The organism is Cupriavidus sp. FW306-01-F10A (genome assembly GCF_058782785.1).
On record NZ_JBYSYA010000001.1, the window covers coordinates 17570 to 43567 of the forward strand.

At 65.7% G+C, this 25998-nt stretch carries 26 protein-coding genes and 1 pseudogene; 12 read left to right on the plus strand and 15 right to left on the minus strand.

The window, feature by feature from the left end:
- Positions 1–8: 8 nt before the first annotated feature.
- Positions 9–761: an SDR family oxidoreductase gene (locus AC3WLF_RS00085; RefSeq protein ID WP_492318586.1), complete on the minus strand. Its 753-nt coding sequence runs from the start codon at positions 759–761 to the stop codon at positions 9–11.
- A 117-nt stretch (positions 762–878) separates the two neighbouring features.
- On the opposite strand from AC3WLF_RS00085, the gene AC3WLF_RS00090 reads away from it, so the two are divergent.
- Positions 879–1811 (plus strand): LysR family transcriptional regulator, encoded by a 933-nt coding sequence (locus AC3WLF_RS00090; RefSeq protein ID WP_492318585.1) that lies wholly within the window; start codon positions 879–881, stop codon positions 1809–1811.
- Between the two features lie 149 nt (positions 1812–1960).
- Positions 1961–2587: a tyrosine-type recombinase/integrase gene (locus AC3WLF_RS00095; RefSeq protein WP_492353064.1), complete on the plus strand. Its 627-nt coding sequence runs from the start codon at positions 1961–1963 to the stop codon at positions 2585–2587.
- Positions 2588–2889: 302 nt separating this feature from the next.
- Here AC3WLF_RS00095 and AC3WLF_RS00100 read toward each other — a convergent pair whose 3' ends face one another.
- Positions 2890–3231 (minus strand): winged helix-turn-helix transcriptional regulator, encoded by a 342-nt coding sequence (locus AC3WLF_RS00100; protein WP_018312229.1) that lies wholly within the window; start codon positions 3229–3231, stop codon positions 2890–2892.
- A 94-nt stretch (positions 3232–3325) separates the two neighbouring features.
- Between AC3WLF_RS00100 and AC3WLF_RS00105 the strand changes: the two genes are divergently transcribed.
- The 5 genes and pseudogenes from AC3WLF_RS00105 (at position 3326) to AC3WLF_RS00125 (ending at position 7453) form a co-directional block, all read left to right on the plus strand.
- Positions 3326–3652: a nuclear transport factor 2 family protein gene (locus tag AC3WLF_RS00105; RefSeq protein WP_492318584.1), complete on the plus strand. Its 327-nt coding sequence runs from the start codon at positions 3326–3328 to the stop codon at positions 3650–3652.
- Entirely contained in the window at positions 3652–4431 is a 780-nt protein-coding gene (locus tag AC3WLF_RS00110; protein ID WP_018312231.1) for an SDR family oxidoreductase, read from the plus strand. The genes AC3WLF_RS00105 and AC3WLF_RS00110 overlap by 1 nt, the downstream gene beginning before the upstream one ends.
- 637 nt (positions 4432–5068) lie before the next feature.
- Positions 5069–5307 (plus strand): annotated as a pseudogene (locus tag AC3WLF_RS00115) (hypothetical protein); the annotation flags it as partial.
- Between the two features lie 368 nt (positions 5308–5675).
- Positions 5676–5810 (plus strand): SDR family oxidoreductase, encoded by a 135-nt coding sequence (locus AC3WLF_RS00120; protein ID WP_492357620.1) that lies wholly within the window; start codon positions 5676–5678, stop codon positions 5808–5810.
- Between the two features lie 500 nt (positions 5811–6310).
- Positions 6311–7453 (plus strand): 3-deoxy-7-phosphoheptulonate synthase, encoded by a 1143-nt coding sequence (locus tag AC3WLF_RS00125; RefSeq protein WP_492318583.1) that lies wholly within the window; start codon positions 6311–6313, stop codon positions 7451–7453.
- Positions 7454–7802: 349 nt separating this feature from the next.
- Here AC3WLF_RS00125 and AC3WLF_RS00130 read toward each other — a convergent pair whose 3' ends face one another.
- The 8 genes from AC3WLF_RS00130 to hppD form a co-directional block, all read right to left on the minus strand.
- Positions 7803–8804 carry a Bug family tripartite tricarboxylate transporter substrate binding protein gene (locus AC3WLF_RS00130; protein ID WP_492357621.1) on the minus strand — a complete coding sequence of 334 codons (1002 nt, stop codon included), beginning with the start codon at positions 8802–8804 and terminating at the stop codon, positions 7803–7805.
- 174 nt (positions 8805–8978) lie between these two features.
- Positions 8979–9839 (minus strand): MipA/OmpV family protein, encoded by an 861-nt coding sequence (locus tag AC3WLF_RS00135; protein WP_492318581.1) that lies wholly within the window; start codon positions 9837–9839, stop codon positions 8979–8981.
- Between the two features lie 111 nt (positions 9840–9950).
- Positions 9951–12158: a xanthine dehydrogenase family protein molybdopterin-binding subunit gene (locus AC3WLF_RS00140; protein WP_492357622.1), complete on the minus strand. Its 2208-nt coding sequence runs from the start codon at positions 12156–12158 to the stop codon at positions 9951–9953.
- Positions 12155–13153: an FAD binding domain-containing protein gene (locus AC3WLF_RS00145; protein WP_492357623.1), complete on the minus strand. Its 999-nt coding sequence runs from the start codon at positions 13151–13153 to the stop codon at positions 12155–12157. Before AC3WLF_RS00145 ends, AC3WLF_RS00140 begins: the two co-directional genes overlap by 4 nt.
- Positions 13154–13162: 9 nt before the next feature.
- The gene (locus tag AC3WLF_RS00150; protein WP_492357624.1) at positions 13163–13735 is read right to left on the minus strand and encodes a 2Fe-2S iron-sulfur cluster-binding protein; all 573 of its coding nucleotides are present in this window, start codon (positions 13733–13735) and stop codon (positions 13163–13165) included.
- A gap of 239 nt (positions 13736–13974) precedes the next feature.
- A complete protein-coding gene (locus tag AC3WLF_RS00155) occupies positions 13975–15171 on the minus strand; it encodes an amino acid aminotransferase (protein ID WP_492318577.1) in 1197 nt (398 codons plus the stop codon).
- A 109-nt stretch (positions 15172–15280) separates the two neighbouring features.
- A complete protein-coding gene (locus tag AC3WLF_RS00160; RefSeq protein WP_010812426.1) occupies positions 15281–16675 on the minus strand; it encodes an amino acid permease in 1395 nt (464 codons plus the stop codon).
- Between the two features lie 187 nt (positions 16676–16862).
- Positions 16863–17942 (minus strand): 4-hydroxyphenylpyruvate dioxygenase, encoded by a 1080-nt coding sequence (hppD, locus tag AC3WLF_RS00165; RefSeq protein ID WP_010812427.1) that lies wholly within the window; start codon positions 17940–17942, stop codon positions 16863–16865.
- A 230-nt stretch (positions 17943–18172) separates the two neighbouring features.
- Here hppD and AC3WLF_RS00170 point away from each other — a divergent pair, with 230 nt between their 5' ends.
- Complete coding sequence (locus AC3WLF_RS00170; RefSeq protein WP_010812428.1) at positions 18173–18646, plus strand: Lrp/AsnC family transcriptional regulator; 474 nt, start codon at positions 18173–18175, stop codon at positions 18644–18646.
- A 6-nt stretch (positions 18647–18652) separates the two neighbouring features.
- Here the strand turns inward: AC3WLF_RS00170 and AC3WLF_RS00175 are convergent, their stop codons facing one another.
- Positions 18653–20479: a PAS domain-containing sensor histidine kinase gene (locus tag AC3WLF_RS00175; protein ID WP_492357625.1), complete on the minus strand. Its 1827-nt coding sequence runs from the start codon at positions 20477–20479 to the stop codon at positions 18653–18655.
- Between the two features lie 76 nt (positions 20480–20555).
- Between AC3WLF_RS00175 and AC3WLF_RS00180 the strand changes: the two genes are divergently transcribed.
- Positions 20556–20762: a hypothetical protein gene (locus AC3WLF_RS00180; RefSeq protein ID WP_492357583.1), complete on the plus strand. Its 207-nt coding sequence runs from the start codon at positions 20556–20558 to the stop codon at positions 20760–20762.
- A gap of 142 nt (positions 20763–20904) precedes the next feature.
- Here the strand turns inward: AC3WLF_RS00180 and AC3WLF_RS00185 are convergent, their stop codons facing one another.
- The gene (locus AC3WLF_RS00185; protein ID WP_492357626.1) at positions 20905–21060 is read right to left on the minus strand and encodes a hypothetical protein; all 156 of its coding nucleotides are present in this window, start codon (positions 21058–21060) and stop codon (positions 20905–20907) included.
- Between the two features lie 199 nt (positions 21061–21259).
- Here AC3WLF_RS00185 and AC3WLF_RS00190 point away from each other — a divergent pair, with 199 nt between their 5' ends.
- The 3 genes from AC3WLF_RS00190 (at position 21260) to AC3WLF_RS00200 (ending at position 23327) form a co-directional block, all read left to right on the plus strand.
- Entirely contained in the window at positions 21260–21886 is a 627-nt protein-coding gene (locus AC3WLF_RS00190) for a response regulator (protein ID WP_492318573.1), read from the plus strand.
- A 39-nt stretch (positions 21887–21925) separates the two neighbouring features.
- A complete protein-coding gene (locus AC3WLF_RS00195) occupies positions 21926–22606 on the plus strand; it encodes an Hpt domain-containing protein (RefSeq protein WP_492318572.1) in 681 nt (226 codons plus the stop codon).
- Between the two features lie 214 nt (positions 22607–22820).
- Positions 22821–23327, plus strand: coding sequence for a hypothetical protein (locus tag AC3WLF_RS00200; protein WP_010812432.1), 507 nt, complete (start codon positions 22821–22823; stop codon positions 23325–23327).
- Positions 23328–23342: 15 nt separating this feature from the next.
- Here the strand turns inward: AC3WLF_RS00200 and AC3WLF_RS00205 are convergent, their stop codons facing one another.
- The 3 genes from AC3WLF_RS00205 to AC3WLF_RS00215 form a co-directional block, all read right to left on the minus strand.
- Positions 23343–23936 (minus strand): TetR/AcrR family transcriptional regulator, encoded by a 594-nt coding sequence (locus AC3WLF_RS00205; protein ID WP_492318571.1) that lies wholly within the window; start codon positions 23934–23936, stop codon positions 23343–23345.
- Positions 23937–24085: 149 nt separating this feature from the next.
- On the minus strand, positions 24086–24988 hold the full coding sequence (locus AC3WLF_RS00210) for a patatin-like phospholipase family protein (RefSeq protein WP_492318570.1): 903 nt from the start codon (positions 24986–24988) through the stop codon (positions 24086–24088).
- A gap of 225 nt (positions 24989–25213) precedes the next feature.
- Positions 25214–25945 carry a YceH family protein gene (locus AC3WLF_RS00215; protein ID WP_492318569.1) on the minus strand — a complete coding sequence of 244 codons (732 nt, stop codon included), beginning with the start codon at positions 25943–25945 and terminating at the stop codon, positions 25214–25216.
- Positions 25946–25998: the final 53 nt, after the last annotated feature.

A 25998-nucleotide genomic window follows, 5' to 3' on the forward strand; every position in this document is an offset into this window, starting at 1 on the left:
CTCCTTGTTCAAGCGGTGAAGCCGCCATCGGCAACGATCTCGGCACCGGTCACGAAGGCTGCGTCCGGGCCGGCGAGGAATGCCACCACGCCGGCAATCTCATGTGGCTGCCCGTATCGGCCCAAGGCAATGCCGGGCCCTACGATCTCGCTAACCGGGCCGCCGGCGGGGTTCATATCGGTGTCGGTCGGGCCAGGGTGGACGGTGTTGACCGTGATGCCTTTCGGCCCCAGATCACGCACCAGACTGCGATTGAAGCCTGCAATTGCACCCTTGGTCAGCGTGTAGAGCGATGCCGTGGGAAACGCTGCGTAGCGCACCATCGACGAACCGATGTGGATCACGCGCCCGCCCGCCTTCATATGCCGCACCGCTTCCTGTGTGGCCACAAATACGCCGGTCACGTTCACCGCAATCATGCGCTCGTAGGTGTCGAACGGGATGTCCTCGATAGCGCCGCCCAGGCCCAGGCCAGCGTTGTTGACGAGGATATCGAGACCACCGAATGCGTCGACCGTCGCGGCCACGGCTCGGCGCACCGCGGCAGGATCGCCGGCGTCTGCGGCGAGCGCGATGGCCCGGCCGCCGGCCGCTTCGATCTCGCGTACCACCGTGGCGGCCTTATCCGGTGATGCACCGTAGGTCAGCGCCACGGACGCGCCGTCGGCGGCCAGGCGGCGGGCAATGGCGGCGCCGATGGAGCGCGAACCGCCAGTAACTAGGGCGATCTTGCCGACCAGGGAAAGCGTCTGTTGAGTCATTTTTAGCTCCGGTTTGGGTGAATCACAAGGTGTGAACGAAGTATGGGCGTGCGATTCCCCGGTGATTAGTCGCGAATGACTGGAATCAACTTCAAGCGATCGTGTAAGCTGAGTCGGATGGAAACCCTCGCCAACCTCGAATCCTTTGTGCGCAGTGCCGAAACCGGTAGCTTTTCGGCGGCGGGTCGCCGACTGGCCCTGACGCCCGCGGCCGTCAGCCGCAACGTGGCCATGCTCGAGCGCAATCTGGGCGTGCGACTCTTTCAGCGCTCGACACGCAAGCTGACGCTTACCGAGGCTGGCGAACGCTTCCTTGCATCCATCGGCGGCAACCTAGACGCTCTGCAAACCGCCATCGCCGCCATGTCGAACGACCACGGCGAACCGGCTGGCGTGCTGAAAGTCAGCCTGGCCCCGTCGTTCGGCATGGCTTACGTGCTGCCGTTGCTTCCCGATTTCCTGAAGCGTTATCCGGCGATCCGCCCGGAATGGCATTTCGAGAATCGCGCGATCGATTTGATTGCCGAAGGGTTCGACGCGGCTATAGGCGGGGGCTTCGAGCTGGCGCCGGGTCTCGTGTCGCGCGCACTGGCACCGGCGCATGTCGTCGCCGTGGCGTCGCCTGCGTATCTGCGGGAACGCACGCTGCCAGCCGATCCATCCATGCTGAACGTCATGGATGGCATCGTCATGCGCTCCGGACGCACAGGGCGCACGCGCCAATGGACCATGCGCGATGCCGCCGGCAACGAGGTTGCCGCGACCATGCCCGAACGCATTGTGGTGAGCGACCCGGCCGCCATGCGTGAAGCCGCGCTACTGGGGCTCGGTGTAACATTGCTGGCTGTACCTGATGTGTTGCCATGGATTGAACGTGGCGAACTGGTGCGCTTACTGCCACGCTGGTATGCCGATGCAGGCGCCATTTCGCTGTACTACCCTACGCGCACACTGATACCAACCAAGACGCGCGTATTCATCGAATACGTTGTGGAAGCATTTCGCCAAATGCAGATGGCCGAACGCCTGGCAGGCAGCCTCGGCATTTAGCGTTGCCTGCCGAGACATGCCGCTTCGGCGGCCGCTCTGGCCTCAACTTGAGTCACTCGCCAAGCTTTAATGAAGGGTAGGAGTGGGTCGGACAGCGACCGTTACAGCAGGCGCAAACTGAATCTCCTTTCACCTGAAAGGAGATCGTCATGGATACGCGAAACTCCCCCGCCGCGCCTCACGTTCCTTGGAACAAAGGGAAGCTTACGGGTCAGAAGCCGCCCTTGAAGCTCAAGGAAATCTGGGCGATCCGCACCAGACTCCAAATGTCCTCGAAGGCGCGCGAGCTTGCGCTGTTCAACTTGGCCATCGACAGCAAGCTCCGAGCTTGCGATCTGACTCGATTGCTGGTCCAAGACATATGCTACGGCGGGCACGTGGCCGCCCGAGCCACAGTCACTCAGCAAAAGACCCATCGACCGGTGCAGTTTGAGATCACCGAGCAGACCCGTGACAGCGTTGCTGCCTGGATTCGGATACGAGGACTCCGTTCATCTGACCACCTTTTCCCAAGCCGACTTCACGCCTCTGCCCATCTTTCGACGCGGCAGTACGCCCGCCTAGTGCATCGATGGATCGCTTCGATCGGCCTCGATGATTCGGCGTACGGCACACACACGTTGCGCCGAACGAAGGCTTCGTTGATCTACCGGCGCACCAAGAACCTGCGCGCAGTACAGTTGCTGCTTGGACACACTAAGATCGAGAGCACTGTCAGATATCTTGGCATCGAGGTCGACGACGCGCTTGAGATGGCGGAGCAGACTGAAGTTTGATGACATCACGGCCGGCGAGCGGTCGCTTGCGGCCAATTGCGGTCATTGATCGTGTCGTGTTCCAGGACTCTTTTGACTCCATCAACAGACGCTCAAAGCGGTCGAAGGGCCGTTGGCCCGCGCAATAGCTATAGTGCGATAGCTCACGCGGCGCTCTTCCTTAGGCACACGGCTGTAGTTGGGCAGACTCGCATGGTCGCCGTGTTCGAGAGATGAAGCCATTGTTGCGACCGCGGAGAGTCTGATCCGGCTTGGCTTGCTCGGCCAATCAACGGAGATTACCTAGGGCAATCTACTCGGCATCAGACAGCTTTTAGCAACTCGTTGCGCTGCTCCGCCCATTTGAGAAGAGCGTCCAGAGCGGGACAGAGTGCTTGTCCCCAATCAGTCAACCGGTATTCCACCTTGGGCGGCACCTGGGCATAGAGCTTTCTTGCCACGATCCCGTCCGCCTCCAACTGGCGTAGCTGCTGCGCGAGCATCTTTTGCGAAATACCAGGGATGAGCTTCTCCAGATCAGAGAAACGCTGCACCTTGCCATCGAAAAGGTGGAACAGGATGACCAGCTTCCAGCGCCCTTCCAGCAATTTAAGCACTGCTTCGACACCAACTGCGGCCGTGTCGGGGGTGTATTCCTTTCCCATAGGTAGGTAACTTACTTTTCCGTGCGTTCTTGTTCAATAGTAAGTTTATAGCGAAAATTCCTGTATCGACACTTTGCCATCAGAGGCTCCTTGCATGGACATTTCACTACCCGATGCGGTCTCCACTTTTTTTCAGGTGAGCAATGGTGCCGCGCCTTCATCGCTGCGGCGTGCTTTTTCCGAAAAGGCCGTTGTTCACGATGAAGGCCAGACGTATCAGGGACACGAAGCAATCGAAACCTGGCTGGCGGAAGCGCAGCGCAAGTATGCCTATAGCGTAGAGCCGTTGACGTTCGTGCAAGACGACGCCCGCGTCACTGTCGTGGCTCAATATGCTGGCAACTTCCCCGGAGGTCTCGCCGACCTGAAACATGTATTCCGGCTCACGGACAACAAGATTGAATTTCTAGAGATCCACTGATGACCACGAACCGCGAACTCACGGGCAAGCGTGTGCTGGTCACGGCTGGCACGAAGGGCGTTGGCCGCGCCGTCGTCGAACTGCTCGGCGAACTCGGCGCGCGCATCCTGACGACGGCTCGTGCCAAGCCGGACTTCATTCCCGACGCCATGTTCGTCGAAGCCGACCTCACTACGCCGGAGGGTTGCGCCACCGTAGCACAGGCCATCGAAAACCGGCTGGGTGGCGTGGACGCCATCATCCATGTCCTGGGCGGATCGTCAGCCCCGGCAGGCGGTTTTGCCGCGCTGGATGAAACCGAATGGCAGAAAGAGCTGAACCTCAATCTGTTTCCGGCCGTACGACTGGATCGGGCGTTGTTGCCGAAGATGATTGAGCAACGTGCAGGCGTCATCATCCACGTCACGTCCATCCAGAATCGTTTGCCCTTGCCGGAATCGACCACGGCTTATGCTGCCGCCAAGGCTGCACTGTCCACGTACAGCAAGAGTCTGTCGAAGGAAATCACGCCTAAGGGCGTGCGCGTCGTGCGCGTGTCGCCGGGCTGGGTGGAAACCGAAGCGGCAGTTGCGCTGGCAGAACGGCTTGCCAGCCAGGCCGGTACGGATTACGAAGGCGGCAAGCAGATCATCATGGATGCGCTGGGTGGCATCCCGCTCGGGCGGCCGTGCAAGCCGGCGGAAGTCGCCGACCTGATCGCCTTTTTGATCTCGCCGCGTGCGGCGGCGATCAGCGGGGCAGAGTACGTGATCGACGGTGGAACCATTCCCACCGCGTAAGACTGATCCATCTGGACACCGACACGATTCTGCAGTACTCATCGCCCGGGCACCCTATGCGTCCTGGTGTACCGCCGCTGGGTTGGGGCGTGCGCCCCGCGCCGCGGGAGCCGCTGCCATCCGGCGTTGACCCCTGACGGGCGAGTCGTAAGGCTGTCGGTTTCCATCGCCTTTTAAGGCGGTGATGGCGTCGAGCCCGTTGCAATATAAGAAGCGAATCCGATTGTTGCACGCGATCGCTGCTGGTTCGTAGTCACGACGGTGCGACGTCGATTGTCTTTGTTCAGCATAGATTAGGCTCGCCTGTTCGGTCTGCCATCCTCAAGTGACCTTGCGAAGGCCATTCAAAAACTTCGGGGCGCATACTCACCGCACAAACCAATGCCGCGGGACGGTCTGTGCCATAGCATCGAGGGTTCACAACGCGCTTTCGGGAGAAGGAAGGCTGTCGACAGGCGCCGAAAAATCTCCCTCACGTATCGCTTTCCGTTTTGTAGGCGTTCCAGTTACAGAGTGTCGAGTCAACCGGGATGTTCCAGTGCCTGATATGTGGTCGTCAAGGGACACTGGCAAGCTGGGTGCAACAGGCTGTTTAGGGTCGACAAGAGACCTTCGTTCACCTTAGATAGCGGGACGCGTCACGCTGGGTCAGTTCCTTGTCACCGGAATCGAGGTGGTCGCGGTCTGGGCGCTGTTCTACGGGCTGGTGAACTGCATGTTCGCCATCGCCGATGCCATCGGGCGCGGTTTCGACGTGCTGGGCAGACCTTTTTGCGTACCGGCGAATTCGACTGGTTTCGTTTTTCTCCTGGCGGCCATCGGCGCATGGCGTACCGGGCTGCGCCACTACACGTCGACTGGCAGCTAGCTGGTCACGGTCTGGGCCGTTATTGAGCTTCAGCCTTCGCGGTGGCGCAGATTGACGACCGCGAGAGGGACTCCGCTGACATCTGACGGCCGGCGAACACCATGTCTGTGTGGCCGCCTTCGACCATGCACGTATTTGTCTGGAAGCGAACAGAGCATGCCCGACGAGGGCTAGTACCGTAGGGATCGGCGGGTGGGCTGCATGGCAAGCCCTGTCGCCGATGACGCGACGAGGCAAGGCTCAGGGCAGTTGCCTGCGTCATAAAGCGGGGCGGCGTCTGCCGTGGGCGCTACCGCTTCTGCGCAGCCATGGCGCGCTGGGGATGCCGTGTCAAATTTCTATGATCTTTCGGGGAAGGCAGCGCTGGTGACCGGCGGTGCAAAGGGGCCCGGCCGGGCGCCTGGGCGATCCGGCCGAGGCTGCGCACCTGGTAGCGTGGCTATGTTCGGACGCCAGCCGCTTTAATGCAGGCGCTGTCTTTGACATGTCCGGTGGGCGAGCGCGATTTTAAGGAAGTGCGGATCTTCGGTTGGCATGCCGTGAGATCGATTCGATAATCCGCTCCGACCCGGGCATCTACGGCTTGATCTTCCGCGAATCGCAGCACGCGACACAGACGGCATTCGAGCCAAGCTTCGGGGCGTGAACGGCTGCCGTCTTGCCCGGCTATGGGCATTCGGCGGGCGGCCTGACATAGTAGTTCCCCCGCAAAAACTGGGACCGCTGATTGGCGGTTCGCCAATCTCCATGGTTGGCATTGCGCTGCGCCGGGCTGATAATCACGACAGTGGTCTTGGGAGGATGCATAACGACGAGGGCTGAGGAGGGGGGCAGCCAGGTCCTGGCTGGATGCGGCGTTTGCTGGCGCGTACCAGCGCGCCTGGGCCGCCCTTCAGGATCCGTCGCCATTGCTACCTGCCGCATCGCAACGACATATTGCCCGGATTCCGCTGCTGCGCCTGACTGGCACCCGCCGGCGGTCTTCCTGTCCCAGTTCTCCAGGAGCTAGCCATGAATGATCCACAGAAATCCCCGTTGACCATTGCCGAAGCTTGGCAGGCGCCGCCGGACCGCACCAGCGTGACTGACGACGCCCGCGTCGAAGACATCATTCCGCTGCCTCCGCCTGAACACCTGATCCGTTTCTTCCCCATCCGGGGCACGCCGGTCGAATCCCTGGTCACCCAGACGCGCCAGCGCATCTCGCGCATTCTGCACGGCAAGGATGACCGGCTGCTTGTGATCATGGGACCTTGCTCGATCCACGACCCGCAGGCGGCACTCGAGTACGCACGGCGGCTGATGGAGCAGCGCCAGCGCCACGCCGGGTCGCTGGAGATCGTGATGCGTGTGTACTTCGAGAAGCCGCGTACCACGGTGGGCTGGAAAGGGCTGATCAACGACCCCTACCTGGACGAAAGCTATCGCATCGACGAAGGCCTGCGCATCGCGCGCAGCCTGCTGGTCGATATCAATCGACTCGGGTTGCCGGCGGCCGGTGAGTTCCTGGACGTGATCTCGCCCCAGTACATAGGCGACCTGATCTGCTGGGGCGCGATTGGTGCCCGCACCACCGAGAGCCAGGTGCACCGCGAGCTGGCTTCGGGCGTTTCAGCGCCGATTGGCTTCAAGAATGGCACTGACGGCAACATCAGGATTGCCATCGATGCTATCCAGGCCGCATCGCGTCCGCATCACTTCCTGGGCGTGCACAAGAACGGGCAGGTGGCGACGGTGCATACCAAGGGCAACCCGGACTGCCACGTCATTCTCCGTGGCGGCAAGGCCCCGAACTACGATGCGGATTCCGTGGCCGCCGCCTGCAGGGAACTGGAAGCGGCCGGGCTCGGCAACTCGCTGATGGTGGATTGCAGCCACGCCAACAGCAGCAAGCAACACCTGCGGCAGGTCGATGTCGCGCGGGACGTGGCGCAACAGATCAGCGGCGGCAGTGAATCCATTTTCGGGGTAATGGTCGAAAGCCATCTGCTCCCCGGCGCACAGAAGTTCACCCCGGGCGTGCACAGTCCGTCCTCGTTGTCATACGGGCAGAGCATCACCGACGCCTGCATCGGGTGGGACGACTCGGTGGCAGTGCTGGACATGCTTGGCGAGGCGGTCAGTGTGCGCCGTGGGCGGGATTCGCAGCCGTAGGCGTTCCGCATCTACGTCCCCAAGGAGCCGGTGAGGCAATGCGACTGGACCTCACCTCTCCCTGACATTGGTGAAATAGACAAAAGCTCTTTGCATACCGGAATGATCTCTTTTGACGTCGCACAATATCGTCTTGATTTTCAGGCTGTCGCCGTTGTGGTACGCGGAGATTATGTACTGCTCCATCGCGGCGAGAACAGTGGCTCCGGGAGCCTTCCGGACCTGTTGCAACGCCTCTAGCTGGCCCATCCTGCGTCGCATGTGCCTTCGACCAGATTAAGGTCCAATCGATGGCAGGCGTGGGCCAAGCTGCGCCGGCAGCCAAGACATAAGCCGCCGGGCAACAACCTCAATCCAGCGTAATCTTCCCCGCCTTCACAATCTCCGCATAGCGCGTGGTATCACGCTCGATCAGCTTGCGGAACTCTTCAGGCGTACCGCCCACCGGCACAAAACCGAGGTCGGTCAGCTTCTTCGCGACCTCCGGGCTGCGCGTGGCCGCGGCGATTTCCCTGGCCATGCGGGCCACGACCGGTTGCGGCGTGCCGGCAGGCGCCATCAGCCCGGTCCAGGAGCTCATCACGAAGCCGGGGAAACCTGCTTCCTCCATGGTCGGGATGTTGGGCTCGCCCGGCCAGCGCTTGGCGGAGGCCACGGCCAGCACATTGATCTTGCCCGATTTCACATGCGGCATCGGCACCAGCAGCGGGTCGAAGGCGACCGAGACTTCGCCGGACACCAGCGCGGGCAGGATCGGCGCACTGCCGTTGTACGGCACATGGGTCAGCTTGAGCTTCGACTCCATCGCCAGGCGCTCGCCCGTCAGGTGCGCGGAGCTGCCGACGCCGCTGGAACCGAAGGTCAGCGTGTCGGGGTGCTTCTTGCCGTAGTCGACCAGTTCGGCGACGGTCTTGACCGGCAGCTTCTTGCTGGAGAACAGGAACAGCGGCAGCTCGGCCATTTCCGCCACCGGCACCAGATCCGTGGGCTTGTAGCTGAGCTTGGAATACAGCGACATGTTCGCGCTGTAGGCGGCCAGCACCGACACGAAGGTGTAGCCATCCGGCGCCGAGCGCGCGGCCACGCCGACGCCCAGGGTGCTGTTGGCGCCAGGCTTGTTCTCGATGATGATCGGCTGGCCCAGCCGTTGCGAGACTCTTTCGAACACGACGCGCGAGACGGTGTCGGTGGAACCGCCCGGCGTGTAAGGCACGATCACCTTGATCGGCTTGGCCGGCCACGCTTCGGCGGCGAGGGCAGTGGGGGCGGTGTGGGCGGCGGCCAGGCCGGCAATGGCCATGGCGGCGAAACGCGCGCTGCGCGCCACGCGATGCTTGATGCTGGACTTCAACTACATCTCCTTCTTTGGCTTCTTCGACTATCCCCTGGCGGGATGCTGCGGCCGGATATTCCGGCCGGCCAATTATGCGGGACGCAGTTTCGAAGAACCGTGGCGGTACCGTCCAAATCGCGGGCGCGGGCCATCCACTGTGCGATAGCCGCACTGGGCGGACGGCTATCGGCGTCAGAATTCGTAGTTGATCGACAGGTCGAAGACCCCGTTGGTCGACTTGCGCGTGATCGGGCTGTCCGCCGCATCGCCAGCCAGCTGCGAGATCGCGATGTCGCTGGTGGCGAACCAGTGCTTGTTGAAATACCACACCGCGCTGACGCCGAAGCCGTAGGACTTGATGCCGCCGCGCGCATGGTAGGCGGGCCGTCCGGCGCGGGCCTGCGAGTCGCTGACGCCGTACCAGGCGTTCATGTAGCGCGAGTCGGCCAGGGTCACGGTGGGGCCGGCAAACCAGAAGAATTTCTCGGAGCTGCCCGGCAGCGGCATATAGGCGCCGATATCGCCGACCCAGCCGTCGCTGCCGCCCAGGCTGCGGCGCGCGTCGATGCGCAGCACCAGCGGGAATTCCTTCGAGACCGCGTATTCAGCGAACAGCTTGCCTTCCGGCGCCGGGTTGATATTGCCCATGCCGTCCAGGTGCGGCGAGTCCTCCTTTGCGCGCCGCCCAAGGTTGTAGGACAGCGCGATCCCCGCGCGCCAGTTCTTGCCCCGCAGCAGGTTCACGCCCAGCCCTTCGCCGATCGAGGCAAAGGCCAGGTCGCGGTAGCGGATATCGATGCTGGGCCCGCCGATGAGGATGTATTCCGACGAGCCGTCGTAGCGCGGCCGCACCATGGCCGCGGCGCCGAGCCGGACTTGCCAGTCGGGGATGGTGTCTTCAAACAGCTTCTGTAGCGGGATGCCGGCGGAGAACTGCCATTCCGCCAGCGGTGCCGGGGTCTGGGCGCTGGCCAGGGCCGGGGCCAGGACGGCGCCGGCGGCCAGCAGCAGGGCAATGCACGAGAACGGACGCTTGGGGTAGAGCTCGGTCACGGCAGCCTCCACGCCCGCCAGGCGGGCAGTCAGGTTGCGGGCACGAAGCCCGTGGGCGACATCTTTCCATTGGATGGCGGCCAGCGCAACCACCCTGGGCCTGGGCGGGCCTCAGTCCAGCAGCTTGTCCAGCGTAATCGGCAGGTCCCGTACGCGCCGGCCGGTGGCATGGTATACGGCATTGGCGATGGCCGCGGCCACGCCGACGATGCCGATCTCGCCGATGCCCTTGGTGCCCAGCGCGTTGATATGCGGATCGTCCTCGTCCACCACCGTCACGTCGATGGTGCCGACGTCGGCATTGACCGGCACGTGGTACTCGGCCAGGTTGGCATTGGCAACGCGCCCGGTGACGGGATCCAGCTCGGTTTTCTCATGCAGCGCCATGCCGATGCCCCAGATAATGCCGCCCTTGAGCTGGCTGTGCGCGGTCTTGCGGTTCAGCAGCCGGCCCACGCCATAGCTGGCGACGATGCGGTGGACGCGGATCTCGCCCAGGTCGGGATCGACGTGGACCTCTGCAAAGACCGCGCCAAACGCGTGCATTGCGTATTGCTTCCGCTCCTTGCCGGGCCTGGCGCTGGCCCGCGCTTCAATCGCGTGGCCACCTGCGCGGGTGATCGGCGCGGACACGGGTTCGCGCTGCGTCGGATCGGAGCGGCGTTGCAGCCAGCCGTCGCTGATCTCCACGTCTTTCGCCGGCACGCCTGACAACGGCGAAGCCGGGTCCGCCACGGCTTGCCGGATCAGTTGCTGGCGCGCGGCCGCGGCGGCTTGCTGCACGGCAGGCGCGACGCTGGCGACCGACTGCGAGCCCCCCGACACCGGGGCCTCGGGGAAGGCCGTGTCGCCCAGTTCAAAGCGCACGCGCCCGGGCGGCAGCCCCAGTGCGTCGGCGGCGACCTGCGTCATGACCGTATAGGTGCCCGTGCCGAGGTCTTGCGAGCCGGAGCGTACCAGCGCGGTGCCGTCCGGCAGCAGGCGTACCATGGCGCTGGCGCCCGAACGGTAGGTGGGATAGGTCGCGGTGGCCATGCCCTGGCCCACCAGCTTGCCGTCGGCGTGCATCGAACGCGGCTCGGGGTTGCGGCGCGCCCAGTCGAAGCGCTCGGCGGCCTCTCGATAACATTCACGCAGCGATTTGCTGGAGAACGGCAGGTGCGTCTCAGGGTCGGTATCGGCGTGGTTGCGCAGGCGCAGCGCGACCGGGTCGATGCCGAGCTGTTCCGCCAGCTCGTCCAGCGCGCATTCCAGCGCAAAGCTGCCAGTGGCTTCGCCCGGCGCCCGCATGAAAGTGGGGGTGCCGATGTTCAGCCTGACCAGCCGCTGGCTGGTCTGCTGGTTGGGGCAGGCATAGAGCCTGCGCGTGATCAGCGCCGCGGATTCAAGCCAGTCTTCGATCATCGAGGTGCAGGTGGCCACATCGTGGCGGATCGCGCTCAGCGCGCCGTCCTGTGCCGCGGCAGCGACCAGGTGCTGCTCGGTCAGGGGCCGCGTGCCCACGGTGCCGAACATCTGCGTCCGGTCCACGACCAGCTTCACCGGGCAGCCCGCCTGCCGCGCCGCCATCGCGGCCAGCATCACGTGCGACCAAACCGAGCCCTTGCAGCCGAAACCGCCGCCCACGTATGGGCAGATCACGCGAACTTTCTCCATGGGAATGCCGAACGTGGCCGATGCGACCTTGCGCACGCCGGTGACGTATTGCGTCGCGTCGTACAGCGTCAACTCGCCGCCGTCCCAGGCGGCGATGGTGGCGTGCGGCTCCATCGGGTTATGGTTTTCCATCGGCGTGGTGTAGACCGCGTCGACCACCGCGGCGGCGCTGCGCAGGCCGGCGTCAATATCGCCGCGGCGGCTGTCGGCCGATCCGTCCTCGTCGGGTTTGCATCCCTGCGCGCGGGCCTGCGCAAAGTCAAGCACGGCATCGGCGCGCCGGTATTGCACCGGCAGGCAGCGGGCGGCGTCGCGCGCTTGCTCCAGGGTGTCGGCCACGACCACGGCGACGGGCTGGTTGTTGTAGTGGATGGCGGTGTCCTGCAGCAGGTTCATGACGTGCCCGGCCGTGGCAATGTCCGCGGCGGCCTTGCCGCCCTTGGGCAGGTGCGGTGTATTGAAGGGTGTCATCACCAGCCGCACGCCCGGCATGCGCTCACAGGCGGCGGTGTCCATCGCCGTGATCTCGCCGCAGGGGATGGTGCTGGTCACCATCACCGCATGGGCCAGGCCCGGCAGCGGATGGTCGGCGGTATAGCGGGCGCGGCCGGTGACCTTCGGGATGCCATCGACGCGGTCGAGGGGGGCGCCGGTCACGCTCATGCCGAGGCTCCTTGCGGCCGGCTGGCGACCTGCAGCGCGCGCAGCACGGCACGTTGCGCCAGTCCCACCTTGAAAGCGTTGTGGGCATAGGGATGCGCGCCATCGAGCAGCAGCCGCGCGGCTTCGGCGGCGCTGTGCGCGCTCAGCGGGCGGCCCGCCAGGGCCTGCTCCGCCGCCGGGACGCGCCAGGGCTTGTGCGCCACGCCGCCCAGCGCCAGCCGGGCGCTGCGCACGGTGTTGCTGTCGATTTCCAGCGCCGCGGCCACCGAGACCAGCGCAAAGGCAAAGCTGGCGCGGTCGCGCACCTTCAGGTAGTGGGCATGGGCGGCATAGGGCGAAGGCGGCAGGTCGATGGCGACGATCAGCTCGCCCGGCGCCAGCATGGTGTCGCACTGCGGCGTGTCGCCAGGCAGCCGGTGGAAGTCGCCGATGGGGATGCGGCGCTCGCCGGTGGTGGCGCGTACCACGACCACGGCTTCCAGCGCGGCCAGTGCCACGCACATATCGGACGGATGCACGGCGATGCATTGGTCGCTCGCGCCCAGGATGGCGTGGATGCGGTTGATGCCATCGCGCGCGCCGCAGCCGGAGCCGGGCTTGCGCTTGTTGCAGGCGGGGAAGCCGGGATCGTAGAAGTAGTGGCAACGCGTGCGCTGCAGCAGGTTGCCGCCCACCGTGGCCATATTGCGCAGTTGCCCGCTGGCGCCCGCCAGCAGCGCCTGCGCCAGCAGCGGATAGCGTTCGCGCACCAGCGGGTGGTTGGCCGCATCGGTGTTGCTGGCCATCGCGCCGATGCGCAGGCCGCAGTCGGGCAGCGCTGCCACCTGGGCCAGCGGCAGCCGGCTGACGTCTACCAGTAGCCGTGGCGCTTCCACGCCGGCCTTGACCAGGTCGAGCAGGTTGGTGCCACCGGCGACGTAGCGCGCGCCCGGCTGGCTGCCCAGGCGCATGGCGTCGTCGACGGACTCGGGCCGTTCATAGGAAAAAGGATTCATGCCCGGCCCTCAGCGGCTGCCGTGCTGGCTGCAGACCTCGCGGACCGCGGCAACGATATTGGGGTAGGCGCCGCAGCGGCACAGGTTGCCGCTCATGCGCTCGCGGATCTCATCGTCGCTGAGCGGCAGGGCTGCCGGGCGCAGCGGGTGGACCGAACTTGCCTCACCGGCCTGCGCCTCGGCCAGCATGCCCACCGCCGAGCAGATCTGGCCCGGCGTGCAGAAGCCGCACTGCAGCGCGTCGTGCGCGATGAAGGCGGCCTGCATCGGATGCAGCGTGTCGCCGCTGGCAAGGCCTTCGATGGTGGTGATCTGGCGGCCTTCCTGCATCACCGCCAGCGTCAGGCAGGCGTTGACGCGCCGCCCGTCGACCAGCACCGTGCAGGCGCCGCACTGGCCGCGGTCGCAGCCCTTCTTGGTGCCGGTCAGGTGGATCACTTCGCGCAGCGCGTCAAGCAGCGTGCAGCGGGGCTCCAGCTGCAGCGTGCAGGGCTTGCCGTTGATGTGCAGCGTGACAGGGCGGGCGGCGGCGCCGGGGGGCAGGGCGGTGCTGCACTGGGCGGGGGCCTTGTCTTCGGACATTTGCGGGCCTTCTGTGGGAACTCTGGCACGGTTGGGGACGGTGCCTGGGATGCAGGAAGGCTGCAAGTTCAGTGCCGGGGATGGCCGTGGCGATGGGCCTGAGGAAAGCCAGGGGAAGCCATGGCTGGAAAGTCAAAACTCCACGGCGTTTGTAGAAATTACGCTGGCGCGTCCCATGCGCCGCAAAATAAAAAACGGCGCCTGAAGGCGCCGCCTGGTGATGCCGTCTGCCGTCAGGTTCAGCCCTTCAGCACACTCCCGATAGCCTTGGCCACGATCCCCACATTGCGCTCGTTCAGCCCGGCCACGCACATGCGGCCCGAGCGCAGCAGGTACACGCCATGCTGCTCGCGCAGGCGCTCGGCCTGGTCGGCGGTGAGGCCGGTGTAGGTGAACATGCCGCGCTGGGTCAGGTAGCGCGACAGGGCCTCGCCGCTGACATGGTCGCGCAGGTTGTGGTGGATCGCCTCGCGCATGCGCGCGATGCGGCCGCACATCTGGGCCAGTTCTTCTTCCCACAGCTGGCGCAGCTCGGGCGTGGTCAGCACCTTGGACACCACGCGCGCGCCGTGCGTGGGCGGGTTGCTGTAGTTGGCGCGCACCGCGCCGGTCAGCTGGCCCAGCACGTTGGCGGCTTCGCCGGCGGTGTTGCAGAACACGCTCAGGCCGCCGCAGCGCTCGCCGTACAGCGAGAAGTTCTTCGAGAACGAGTTGGCCACCAGGCAGGGCACGTCCTGCGCCACCAGCTCGCGGATGGCGAAGGCGTCGTCGTCCAGGCCGGCGCCGAAGCCCTGGTAGGCCATGTCGACGAACGGCAGCAGCTGGTTGGCCTTGAGCAGCGCGATCAGCTGGCGCCACTGGTCCTGGTTCAGGTCCACGCCGGTCGGGTTGTGGCAGCAGGCGTGCAGCAGCACGATGCTGCCCGCGGGGATGGTACGCAGCGCGTCCATCATTGCGTCGAACTTCAGGCCGCCGGTGGCGTCCTCATAGTATGGGTAGGTATTGACGGTGAAGCCGGCGCGCTCGAACACCACGCGGTGGTTTTCCCAGCTGGGATCGCTGATCCACACCTGCGCCTGCGGGTAGTAGCGCTTGAGGAAATCGGCGCCCACGCGCAGCGCGCCCGAGCCGCCCAGCGTCTGCAGCGTGGCGATGCGGCCGGCGGCGCGCGCCGGCGAGTCTTCGCCGAAGACCAGCGCCTGCACCGCGCTGCGGTAGGCCACCAGGCCCGACATCGGCAGGTAGGGGCGCGGGCCCATGTCGGCCAGCAGCGCGGCTTCGGCCTTGGCCACGGCCTGCATCACCGGCAGGCGGCCCTCGTCGTCAAAGTAGATGCCGATGCTCAGGTTGACCTTGTCGGTACGCGGGTCGCGCTGGAAGTCCTCGTTGAGCGAGAGGATCGGATCGCCGGGAAATGCCTCGATGTGTGCAAACATGGGATGCGATGGAATTGGGTCGGGGGGCAGCTGCCGCGGCGCAGGGGGCGTCGCGCAGACTGGATTCTAACCGGCGGCGCCCGCAGCCTGCAGGCGCCGCCTTGCCGCTTCAGCGCAGTTGCTGGGCGGCGATGCCGCTTTGCAGCGCGGCGGCCGCGTTCTTCTGGCGCACCAGGTAGCTCACGCCGAGCACCACCAGCCACACCGGGATCAGGTAGACCGAGAGGCGCAGGCCAGGCGTCAGGTACATCACCACCAGGATGCCGGCCAGGAACACCAGGCACAGGTAGTTGGTGAGCGGATAGCCCCAGCTCTGGAACTTCGTGGCCTGGCCGGCGCGGCGCTTGTCGGCGCGGAACTTCAGGTGGATCAGGCTGATCATCGCCCAGTTGATGATGAGCGCGGACACCACCAGGCCCATCAGCATCTCAAAGGCCTTGCCGGGCATGAAGTAGTTGATCACCACGCAGGCCGCGGTGGCCACGGCCGAGAACGCCAGTGCCGTCAGCGGAATGCCGCGCTGGTTGACCTTGAGCAGCGCCTTGGGAGCGTTGCCTTGCTGGGCCAGGCCGTACAGCATGCGGCTGTTGCAGTACACGCCGCTGTTGTAGACCGACAGCGCCGCGGTCAGCACCACCACGTTCAGCACGTTCGCCACCCAGTTGCTGTTCAGCGCGTGGAAGATCAGCACGAACGGGCTGCCGCCGGTGACCACGTTCTCCCACGGGTACAGCGACAGCAGCACCGCCAGCGCGCCCACGTAGAAGATCAGGATGCGGTAGATCACCTGGTTGGTGGCCTTGGGGATGGTCTTCTCGGGAGAATCCGCCTCGGCCGCGGTGATGCCCACCAGCTCCAGCCCGCCGAACGAGAACATGATCACGGCCATGGCCATCACCAGGCCGCCCATGCCGTTGGGGAAGAATCCGCCGTGCTGCCACAGGTTGGCCACGCTCGCTTGCGGGCCGGCGTTGCCGGACAGCAGCAGGTAGCCGCCGAAGCCGATCATGCCGATGATGGCCGCGACCTTGATGATCGAGAACCAGAACTCCATCTCGCCGAAGGACTTCACGCTCGACAGGTTGATCAGGTTGATGATCACGAAGAAGGCCAGCGCCGAGACCCAGGTCGGGATCTCGGGCCACCAGTACTGCACGTAGATGCCAACGGCCGAAAGCTCGGCCATGCTCACCAGGATGTACAGCACCCAGTAGTTCCAGCCCGACAGGAAGCCGGCGAAGTGGCCGCAGTATTTGTCGGCGAAGTAGCTGAACGAGCCGGCGACGGGCTCGTCCACCACCATCTCGCCCAGCTGGCGCATGATGAAGAACGCCACGATGCCGGCGATCGCGTAGCCCAGCAGGACCGAGGGCCCCGCCATCTTGATGGTCTGGGCGATGCCCAGGAAAAGGCCGGTGCCGATGGCGCCACCCAGCGCGATCAGCTGGATATGCCGGTTCTTCAGGCCGCGCTTGAGCGTGCCGTCATTGCTGCTTGCATGCATTCAGTTGTTTCCTCTACCCATTCTCATGGAATGCGGGCCCGCGTTTCTGGCTTGTATCGAGTCGAACGCTTGGGCCTGGGGGACGTCACCACCCGCGCGGCAGGGTGACTGCCGCGAAGGTGGTGTGCGCGTTTCCGGACCCGGCTGTGCCCGTCAAGGGCTGCCGGTCAGGGAAAGCCGATGCCGGTCAGGCCTCGACCTTGAGCGTGCCGCGTTCGATCTGGTCGCGTTCCAGCGACTCGAACAGGGCCTTGAAGTTGCCTTCGCCAAAGCCTTCGTCGCCGCGGCGCTGGATGAACTCGAAGAACACCGGGCCGAGCGCGGTCTTGGAGAAGATCTGCAGCAGCAGGCGGGGCTTGCCGCCTTCGGTGGTGCCGTCCAGCAGGATGCCGCGCGACTTCAGTTGCTCCACAGGCTGGCCGTGGCCGGGCAGGCGCGTGTCCAGTGCTTCGTAGTAGTAGTCGTTCGGCGCGGTCATCAGCGGCACGCCTGCCAGTTGCAGGCGGTCGATGACCTCGATCAGGTTGTCGGTCAGGAAGGCGATGTGCTGGATGCCCTCGCCGTTGAAGGCCATCAGGAACTCTTCGATCTGGCCGGCGCCCTTGGACGATTCCTCGTTCAGCGGGATGCGGATTTTACCATCCGGCGCGGTCATGGCCTTGGAGGTCAGGCCGGTGTATTCGCCCTGGATGTCGAAGTAGCGGATTTCGCGGAAGTTGAACAGCTTTTCATAGAAATTGGCCCAATAAGCCATGCGGCCACGGTAGACGTTGTGGGTCAGGTGGTCGATCAGCTTGAGGCCGTGGCCGACCGGGTGGCGGTCGACGCCTTCGATGAACTCGAAGTCGATGTCATAGATCGACTTGCCTTCCTCGAAGCGGTCGATCAGGTACAGCGGCGCGCCGCCGATGCCCTTGATCGCGGGCAGGCGCAGCTCCATCGGGCCGGTCGGGATCTCGACCGGCTGCGCGCCCAGTTCCAGCGCGCGGGCGTAGGCCTTGTGCGAATCCTTGACGCGGAAAGCCATGCCGCAGGCGCTCGGGCCGTGCTCGGCGGCAAAGTAGGCGGCGTGGCTGTGCGGCTCGCGGTTGACGATGAAGTTCACTTCGCCCTGACGGTACAGCACCACGTCCTTGGAGCGGTGCTTTGCCACCAGCGTGAAGCCCATCTGCTCGAACAGCGGCTCAAGCACGTTGGGGGTGGGCGAGGCGAATTCCACGAATTCGAAGCCCATCAGCTGCATCGGGTTGTCAAACAGGTCGGCCATGGCTTTCTCACTAAAGGGGCGGGAAATAATATTGTGGCGGCGGCACTTGGCAACGAGGTCGCGCCGGTGTCAGTCGGCTCGGCGGAAACCTGTTGCAGGATAGGCCTGTAGTGCGCTTGCTTGGGATGCAGTGTATATTCCGGACGGCAAAATTGGATTTCGTAAAACAGGCAGGGAAACCCTAGATTATGAAATCTGATTGCGTGAATCTCTGATGTGAGGAAATCAAAGTGCAATCGATCGAGCTGGACCGTACCGATCGCCGCTTGCTGGGGGTGTTGCAGGAGCAGGGGCGGGCCTCCAACCTGGAACTGGCAGAGGCCATCGCGCTGTCGCCGGCGCAGACTTTGCGGCGCCACCGCCGCCTGGAAGAGGCCGGGCTGGTCAAACGCTATGAGGCGCGGCTGGACGCGGCGGCGCTGGGCTTTGGCGTGGTGGCCTTTATCCATGTGACGATGGAGCGCGGGCATATCCGCGACCTGTCCAACTTCAAGCGCCTGGTGGCTGAGCTGGCACAGATCCAGGAATGCTTCTCGGTGACCGGGGATATCGACTACGTGCTCAAGGTGGTCGCCAAGGACCTGAAGTCGCTGTCTGACTTCCTGCTCGATACGCTGATGCGTATCCCGGGTGTCAGCGGCGTGAAGTCCAGCGTGTGCCTGGACGAGATCAAGTGCACCAGCGCGGTGCCGCTGGAGGCCTGAGCGGGCTTAGTCTTCCGGCTGGTCGAGGCGGTCGCACTGCACGTTCATTGCCCGGCACACCGCACACCATGACGGCCGCGAGCCGGGCTTGACGCCGCAGTGGGCGGCCTCGTCATGCGTGCCGGCCTGGCTGTCGGGCGCGCTGACCCGCACTGGCACGGCTATCTCGCGCACCCGGTGGCCACTGGCGCAGGCTTTTGCCACCGCCGCATCCAGCGCCTGCAGGCCAACCGGCTTGACGATCACGGCATTCATGCCCGCCGCCAGCGCCGCGGCATGGTCCACCGCGACGGCGCTTGCCGTGCAGCCGATCACCGGCACGCTGCCGTGCGCATCCTGGCGTGCGCGTACCGCCCGTGCGAATGCCATGCCGTCCATGACCGGCATGGCGCAGTCGCACAAGATCACGTCGAAGCTGGCCCGGTCCAGCATGGCCAGCCCTTCGCGGCCGTCACAGGCGGTGCTCACGCGGTGGCCCAGGTGTTCCAGCTGGCGCTGCAGCAGCAGCCGGTTGGGCGCGTGGTCGTCGATCACCAGGACGCTGACCCGGCGCCGTGCGCAGCCCGCCACGGGCGGCGGCACCGGCTCGGGCAGTTCCGTGGCGACGGCAAGCGTCAGCGGCAGCGTCACCATGACGCGCGTGCCCTGGCCCGGCTGGCTGGACAGCGAGATCTGGCCTCCCATCGCGCTGGCCAGGCGCTGGCAGATTGCCAGCCCCAGCCCGGTGCCGCCGGCATGGGGGCGGGTGCGGTCATGCAGCTGTTCGAAGGGTTCAAACATCCGCGCCTGGGCGCCGGCGGGAATGCCGATGCCGGTGTCGGAGACGGTCAGCATGACCTGCTGCACGCCGTCGAGAGGCGCCAGCGCGTCAAGCCTGACATGGATCGTGCCGCTGTCGGTGAAGCGCACCGCGTTGGACACCAGGTTGGCCAGGATCTGACGGAAACGCAGCGCATCGACCTGGTGCAGCGGCGCGACGGCGGCGCCGATGCCGCTGGTCAGCGGCAGGCCCTTCTGCGCGGCCACCGGCCCGAAGATCAGCAGCGTGTCCCTGACCAGGCCGGGCAGCGAAGCGGGTGCCGGGTGGATGCTGAACTTGCCGGCCTCCATCTTGGACAGGTCCAGGATGTCGTCGATCAGCGCCAGCAGGCCCAGTGCCGACTTGTGCGCGGTGACCAGCTGCAGGCGTTCCTGTTCGGCCAGCTGGCAGCGCGCCAGGGTCAGCTCCAGCATGCCGGTGATGGCGTTCATCGGGGTGCGGATCTCATGGCTGACCGAGGCCAGGAAGGTGGACTTGGCGCGGTTGGCGGCCTCGGCTTCTGTCTTGGCCTGCGCCAGCTCGGCCAGCATGTCGTGGCGTTCGGTCAGGTCGACGCAGCCGCCGGCCAGGCCCTTGACGGTGCCATCGGCGCCGCGCAGTGGTGTCAGCCAGTTCAGCACGTGGTGGGTGCGCCCGCCCAGGCGCAGGCAGCGGTCCTTGTGCAGTGGGGTGCCGTCTTCGATCACCTTGCGGTAGTCGCGAGCCAGCTCGGCCATGTCGATGGCGATGGGACGCACCTGGATCGACGTGTCCAGCGGCTGCCCGCGCAAGGTGTCGCGCGTGGCGCCGACCAGTTCTTCATAGCTGCGGTTGCAGGTGATGAGCCGCAACGAGGCATCGCGCAGGTAGACAGGCTGGGGAATGCCATCGAGCAGCGCCGACTGGATCGCGATATTGTCCTTCAGCGCAATCTCGGCGGCCCGGCGCCGGCGCACCTCGCGGTACAGCATGAAGATCCATGCCAGCAGGCATGGCGTCAGCAGGCAGAGCAGCCCGGTCGTCCACCCCAGCACCCGCCAGTGCGCCTGTGGCCTTGCTTGCGGTGGCGGTGCTGGCCGCAGGGCAGGTGCCTCGGGCAAGGCGACTGGCATGCCGGCCAGGGAAGGCGCCGCGGCGGGCGCTGGCTCGGGTTCTGCCGTCCGCTGGGTACCGGCGCAGACCAATACGCTGACGAGCAGCAAGGCGGCACTTGCCAGCCGCCAGACGCGCGTGAAGCGGTGCGGGCAAGCGGTGGCCGATGGCGATTCGCTATGGATGGGCGGACGAATGGACAAGCGGGGCGGCAAATTTCAGTGAAACGTGGCAGCGACCGCTGCGCGGTTGGCGCAGCGGTCGCTGGATAGTTTTCACTCTATGGGCTCAGCCTCGATATCTCATTAGGACGAATCTGAGATTGGGGGTGAAATTTCCGGATCACGCGCTGTTGACGCCTGTCACGTCACATATCGAAGACAATGCCGAGCAGCTTCTCGCGGGCCGGCACGCCGGCATCAGCCAGGCACGCACGCGGCAGCATCGTGAAACCTGATCGCTGCGGGCGGGTCGAAAACCTTCGGATACCCCCCTGCCATTGTCCGGCGACGTCGTTCTTCACGCCGTGGCGGCAACGTTATGATTGGGCATGCGCAACTGCCATGGTCCGCATTGCGCCAGGCTTGCAAAACCCCTCGGCCGGGTTTTCGGAAGATGCAGGCCCCCGCTCGGAAATTTCCGGTGCCCTCCAGCACAAATGCTGAGCAAAATGATGTGCCCGGGCGCCCGGACATCAAGGTGCCTGCTATGGAGTTCAAGTTTTGACCACAATCCTGATCGTCGATGACCACCCGCCCATGCGGGTGGTGCTAAAGACGCACTTTTCCCAGGTGCTGGGCATCACCCATGTGCTTGAGGCCGACAATGGCCAGGCCGCCATCGAGATCGTGCGGCAGTACACCCCCGACGTGGTGATCCTGGACCTGGACATCCCGAAGATCAACGGGCTGGACGTGATCCCCCGCCTCAGGGCCTGCCATCCCGCCGTGCGCATCCTGGTCATTTCCGGCCAGGACCAGAACACGTTTGCCCCACGCGCGCGCCAGGCCGGCGCGCATGGTTTTGTCAGCAAGACCCAGGAACTTGCCGAGATCGTGCGCTGCACCGAGTCCGTGCTGGCCGGCTATACGGTGATGCCGGAAACCGACCGCGGCAACAACGCCGGCCACGCCGACGAAGCCGCGCGCCTGGCCAGTCTTTCCGACAAGGAACTGGTGGTCATGCAGATGCTTGCCAAGGGCATGTCGAACAAGGAAATCGGCGAAACCCTGTTTATCTCCAACAAGACAGTCAGCACGCACAAGACCCGGGCCATGGAAAAACTCGGCGCAAAATCGATTGTCGATGTCATCGACTTTGCGCGGCGCCACCATATTGCGATCGGCTAGCATGCTGCCCGTGATTCGACTCGCATTGAGAAGCCGCGCATGACCGGCGCGTTGCTGCTTGCCACGCCCGGCGACACGCGCTGGGTCGCCGGGGTTGCCCCGATCCTGCGCGATCTCGGCTTTGATGTGCACACCGACACGCCCGCGCCGGACGCCGCCGCAGACATCGGCCTGGTGCTTGCCGGTGCCGCCACCGAGATCCCCGACAGCCTGTTGCGCGCCTGGCGTGCCACCGGCCCGGTCTGCGCCGTGGTGCTGCCGGCCGACGCGGTGCAGGTGCCCGGCGCAGACGAAGGTGTGATCGCCAGCCTGCGCGAACCGGTGACCGAAGCGGCCATCGTCGCCATGCTGGCCCGCCAGCGCTACCTGGCGCTGTCCCCTCGCGAGGCCGCGGGCATCGGGCCAGCCATCGCGGCGCAGACCTTCGGCAACCGCGCCTTTGCCGCTGAGCTGGTGCACGCCCTGGTCACCTCGGCGCAGGCCGACCTGGCGCAGTTGCGCGCCGCGGACGGTGCGCTGGACACGGTGCGCAGCGTCGCCCACCGGCTCAAGGCATCTGCCCACTACGTCGGCTGCCATGCCTTGCGTGCTTTTGCCCAGCGCCTGGAGCATGCCGCCAGCGACGGCGATGCGGCCCACGCCGCTGCGCTGGCCGCGATCGTGGCGCCGACGGTGGCGCGGCTGCTCGCCCTGCTGGCGGCGCTGCCATCGGAAAAATAAGACCGCGGCGGTCGCCGGCAGCCCCGGTGCGGGAATACACCGGATTGGCCCGGTGCGGTCGGTTGATTATGCTCGAATATATCAGGGCGTCGATTTTCAATATTCTGGAATTAATGGCGCCGATTAATGCGGTGCGTTTTTATATGACGGCGCGGACGCGGGATTCTGATTTTCGGCTGGACGGTTAGTTTGACGATATTTTCCGGGAGCGGGCATGGGTCAGATCATGGCGTCAATGCCGGAGTCGGCGTTTTATTTCCACCTGGCGGCGGTGACCATGCTGCTGCTGGGGCTGGCGCTGTATCGCGCGGTGTCGCACGTGATGGCGACCCCGGACGGGCGCAAGGCCCGCGCGCAGCGCCTGGCACTGGTCACCGCGGGGCGGCTGCTGGCGCTCGGCGGTATCTGGACCGCCATCGCCTATGGCCACGGCGCCTGGGAGCGCGCCGGCGCGCATAACTGCCGGCACCTGCCGTCGTTGGATGCCGCCGCGCGGTACGCAGCGGAATACTGCTATCTGGGCCGGGAGCGGGTGTTGCTGCGCATCTACGGCGTGGAGCGCGACCGCGTGCTGGCCCAGCGCACCTTCAACAGCAGCGGGCCGGTGCGGCTCAGCTGGGACGGCCAGGCCGTGGTCTTCGATGCCGCGGCGCCTGGCAAGGCAGGGCGCCTGGCGCTGCCGCCCACGCTGGGCGACCGGTTGCTGGCGCGGCTGCCCTGATCCGGCGCTCTACAACTAGTCTGCGTGCATGCGCGCCAGCAAGGCGTCCAGGCCCGCCGGGGCCGGCAGGCGCGCGATCAGCCAGCGCACCGCTTCGGACAAGCCCTGGCCGTCGTAGTCCGGCGCGAAGCTGTGCAGCGTGGCGCCGTGCAGGAAACAGCGCAGCGCCAGCCATTCCGGCTCTGGCGGCGCGTCCGGCGGCTGGCCGAACAGCATCCGCGGCACGGCCTCCAGCGGCGCGCGCACGGCGGTGGCCAGGCGCGCGTCGCCACGCGTTGCCATCCACACCTCCAGTATGGCGAGCGAGGTATGCCGCTGTGGGCGGGTCGCCAGGATATGCAGCATCAGGTGCAGGCACAGCGAAGGGCTGAGCGGCCCCAGCGCGGCCAGGCGCGCCGCCTCGCGCTCCAGCAGCCAGGTGAGCATGGCTGGCAGCAGGTCATAGCGGCCTTCGGGGAAATGGTGCCGCAGCGAGCCGCGGCTGCTGCCGGCCAGTTCGCACACGCGCGCTTCTGAAAAGGCTGCATAGCCTTGCTCGACGAGCAAGGTCACGGCGGCGTCGATCAGGGACTGGCGGGTGCTGGCGCTGCGTTCGGCTTGGGTGGACATCTGTCGGATTGTAGCAATGGCCAGAGGGCAGCCTGGCGCGCGGGCAGCGTGGGCTTGCCTTGATCCGCGTCGACGAGGGCGGTACCAGGGCGGCCAGTATGCGGCGCGGCACAATCCGTTCGTGTACTCCCAGCCGGCGCTGAGCGGCTTCAGTGGGGCGCCGCCGCCGGGATGTCGGCGCTGCAGCTGGGCGTCGCTTCGTCGTGCGAATGCGGCGCCAGCGCGCCTGGTATGCGCTGGCTGTCCAGCCCCTTGCCTTGCAGCCACTGCGCGGTGGTGGCCGCGGCGCGGTCGATCAGCTCGCCGCATTTGGAGTAGTCGTAGGGCGAGATGTCGAGCGGGCACAGCGGCGGCACCACGCTGATCTGCGCGCGGTCGGCGAAGTGCTGCAGGTCGTGCACGAGCTGGCGCGCCACCAGCAGCGAGAGCGCGTTGAACGCATGCTCCAGCGCGCCGCGCGGCGGGCGGCGCTCGGCACAGGTGAAGCCCGCGGGCAGCACGATCACGCGCGTGGCACCGAGTGCGATCGCGGTGGATACCGGGGTGTTGTTGGCCACGCCGCCGTCGATCAGCGTGCGGCCCTCGAACTGCACCGGCGGGAACACGCCGGGGATGGCGGCGCTGGCCAGCACCGCGTCGACAATGCTGCCGCTGGACAGCAAGACCTCGTCGCCGCTGTGCATGTCGGTGGCCACCACGTGCAGCTGCAGTTCCGCTGCCTCCAGCCGCCGCGTGCCGAAGTGCTGCGCCAGCAGTCCGCGCAGCCCGGCCGCCTCCACCAGGTGGCCTCGGTTGCCGCCGAACATGCTCCACACGCTGCGCCAGCTCCACGGCAGGATGTCCGAGCGCCGGATGCCGCGCCACAGCGCGTCAAGCCGGCCGGCGCCGGCCACGCCCGGATTGCAGGCAAAGTAGGCGCCGTTGATGGCCCCGGCCGAGGCGCCGATCACGATATCGGGCATCACGCCCCATGCCGCCAGTTCGCGCAGCATGCCGACCTGGATCGCACCCAGGCTGCCGCCGCCCGCAAATACGAAGGCTGTCTTGTCCATGGCTGCGCCGGTCTCCCTGTCCAGTCTGCGGTCCTGAGCAAAGCATAGGCGACATCCGGGCCATCGGGCAGGTCGGACGGTAAGTCGTTTGTCGCGCTAGGGACTGAGCCTGTGGATCGTCTTCGCGAATTAATAGCGCAATTAACCGCCAGGAATATCCACCAACCACTAATGCTGGCTGGCAGCGGGGTGGTTGGTACCGTCAGCTATGACGCAAGCGGGGCGTCAGTCGAGAAACTCGTCGACGGGGATGCCGAGTTGGCCGGCCATGTGTTCGACCAGGCTTTGCAGCTTCGCTACCTTCTCGGTCAGGGCCTGCTGCTCGGCACGCAGCTGTTCGAGCTCGCCCGGCGAGGCGGTGGCGCCGCCGGTGGTGCGCTCGGCGTCGTCGGCGTCCGCCGCGGCGCTTACTTCGCCGCTCAACAGGTGCATCCAGCGGTTTTCGCGCGCACCCGGCGCGCGCGGCAGCCGGACGACGAAGGGCGGCGCATGGCTGGACAGTTCGTCAAGGAAGGCCTCGACCGACGAGATATCGGCAAAGCCGTGCAGGCGCGCGGTGTTCAGGCGCAGCTCCGCCGCGGTCTGCGGGCCGCGCAGCAGCAGCATGGCCAGCAGTGCGACGGACTGGCTGGGCACGGCCAGCACGCGCTGCATATTGTGCTCGAAGCGCGGCACGCGGCTGCTGCTGCCTTCAAAGACCAGGCTCAGGCCCTTGAGGCCATCGATGGCTTCAAGGATCTCGGCCTCGCTGACGTTCATCACCGGGGCGCGGGCGGTCTTCTGGTTGCAGCCCGAGGCCAGCGCATTGAGCGACAGCGGGTAGGTATCGGGCACGGTGTGCTGTTTTTCGACCAGCACGCCGAGCACGCGGCCTTCGACGGGCGTCAGGGGGCGCAATGCCGGACGGGCGGGACGGTCGCCAGCCTGGCTGGCGTCGGAATCATGGTTGGATTGCATCAAGACTGGTTTTTTGCTGAAGGTGACGGCGAATGCCGACACGCCGAGGCGCT

What these genes read in the sequence shown, in the direction of transcription:
- AC3WLF_RS00085 (WP_492318586.1), bottom strand. Translation starts at nt 761, where the DNA reads ATGACTCAACAGACGCTTTCCCTGGTCGGCAAGATCGCCCTAGTTACT.
- AC3WLF_RS00090 (WP_492318585.1), top strand. Translation starts at nt 879, where the DNA reads ATGGAAACCCTCGCCAACCTCGAATCCTTTGTGCGCAGTGCCGAAACC.
- AC3WLF_RS00095 (WP_492353064.1), top strand. Translation starts at nt 1,961, where the DNA reads ATGGATACGCGAAACTCCCCCGCCGCGCCTCACGTTCCTTGGAACAAA.
- AC3WLF_RS00100 (WP_018312229.1), bottom strand. Translation starts at nt 3,231, where the DNA reads ATGGGAAAGGAATACACCCCCGACACGGCCGCAGTTGGTGTCGAAGCA.
- AC3WLF_RS00105 (WP_492318584.1), top strand. Translation starts at nt 3,326, where the DNA reads ATGGACATTTCACTACCCGATGCGGTCTCCACTTTTTTTCAGGTGAGC.
- AC3WLF_RS00110 (WP_018312231.1), top strand. Translation starts at nt 3,652, where the DNA reads ATGACCACGAACCGCGAACTCACGGGCAAGCGTGTGCTGGTCACGGCT.
- AC3WLF_RS00125 (WP_492318583.1), top strand. Translation starts at nt 6,311, where the DNA reads ATGAATGATCCACAGAAATCCCCGTTGACCATTGCCGAAGCTTGGCAG.
- AC3WLF_RS00140 (WP_492357622.1), bottom strand. Translation starts at nt 12,158, where the DNA reads ATGAGCGTGACCGGCGCCCCCCTCGACCGCGTCGATGGCATCCCGAAG.
- AC3WLF_RS00145 (WP_492357623.1), bottom strand. Translation starts at nt 13,153, where the DNA reads ATGAATCCTTTTTCCTATGAACGGCCCGAGTCCGTCGACGACGCCATG.
- AC3WLF_RS00150 (WP_492357624.1), bottom strand. Translation starts at nt 13,735, where the DNA reads ATGTCCGAAGACAAGGCCCCCGCCCAGTGCAGCACCGCCCTGCCCCCC.
- AC3WLF_RS00155 (WP_492318577.1), bottom strand. Translation starts at nt 15,171, where the DNA reads ATGTTTGCACACATCGAGGCATTTCCCGGCGATCCGATCCTCTCGCTC.
- AC3WLF_RS00160 (WP_010812426.1), bottom strand. Translation starts at nt 16,675, where the DNA reads ATGCATGCAAGCAGCAATGACGGCACGCTCAAGCGCGGCCTGAAGAAC.
- hppD (WP_010812427.1), bottom strand. Translation starts at nt 17,942, where the DNA reads ATGGCCGACCTGTTTGACAACCCGATGCAGCTGATGGGCTTCGAATTC.
- AC3WLF_RS00180 (WP_492357583.1), top strand. Translation starts at nt 20,556, where the DNA reads ATGCCGGCCAGGGAAGGCGCCGCGGCGGGCGCTGGCTCGGGTTCTGCC.
- AC3WLF_RS00195 (WP_492318572.1), top strand. Translation starts at nt 21,926, where the DNA reads ATGACCGGCGCGTTGCTGCTTGCCACGCCCGGCGACACGCGCTGGGTC.
- AC3WLF_RS00200 (WP_010812432.1), top strand. Translation starts at nt 22,821, where the DNA reads ATGGGTCAGATCATGGCGTCAATGCCGGAGTCGGCGTTTTATTTCCAC.
- AC3WLF_RS00205 (WP_492318571.1), bottom strand. Translation starts at nt 23,936, where the DNA reads ATGTCCACCCAAGCCGAACGCAGCGCCAGCACCCGCCAGTCCCTGATC.
- AC3WLF_RS00210 (WP_492318570.1), bottom strand. Translation starts at nt 24,988, where the DNA reads ATGGACAAGACAGCCTTCGTATTTGCGGGCGGCGGCAGCCTGGGTGCG.
- AC3WLF_RS00215 (WP_492318569.1), bottom strand. Translation starts at nt 25,945, where the DNA reads ATGCAATCCAACCATGATTCCGACGCCAGCCAGGCTGGCGACCGTCCC.